General features: G+C 67.7%; 1 protein-coding gene. It reads left to right on the top strand.

The features are described 5' to 3' along the window. Window positions 1-103: 103 nt before the first annotated feature. Window positions 104-514, top strand: a complete 411-nt coding sequence (locus BGN97_RS14920) for a VOC family protein (RefSeq protein WP_292703150.1) — start codon at window positions 104-106, stop codon at window positions 512-514. Window positions 515-557: the final 43 nt, after the last annotated feature.

Here is a 557-nt window from a genome sequence, read left to right as displayed (position 1 = left end):
CACGACCACCGCCCGGGCAGCCCGTCGTGGCTGGAGAAGCAGGCGACCAGACCGATCAGGAATCGAGAAGCACGGCCGTCGCCGGATCAGTAGCGTCGGTGACATGAACATCACCATCAACGCGAGCTTCCTCCCGCACACGGATGCCGAGGCCTCGCTGAGCTTCTATCGGGACGTGCTCGGATTCGAGGTGCGCAAGGACGTCGGCGCGGGTCGGATGCGGTGGATCACCGTCGGTCTGGTCGAGCAGCCCGGCACGGCGATCGTGCTTACTCCGCCCGCCGTCGACCCCGGGATCAACGACGACGAGCGCACCACGATCCTCGAGCTCATGGCCAAGGGAAGCTTCGGCGGCATCGTCCTGGCGACCGGCGACGTCGACGAGGCATTCGCGGCCATCGAGGCGAGGGGCGCCGACGTCGTGCAGGAGCCGATCGACCAGCCGTACGGCATCCGCGACTGCGCCTTCCGCGACCCGGCAGGCAATATGATCCGACTGCAGCAGATCGCCTGACCGCCACCCAGATGGAGATGCCGATGGTCCACGCCGCCGACGC

This window comes from Microbacterium sp. 69-10 (assembly GCF_001897945.1).
Lineage (GTDB): Bacteria > Actinomycetota > Actinomycetes > Actinomycetales > Microbacteriaceae > Microbacterium.
This window is presented reverse-complemented; position numbering and strand designations above follow the sequence as displayed.

What these genes read in the sequence shown, in the direction of transcription:
- BGN97_RS14920 (WP_292703150.1), top strand. Translation starts at nt 104, where the DNA reads ATGAACATCACCATCAACGCGAGCTTCCTCCCGCACACGGATGCCGAG.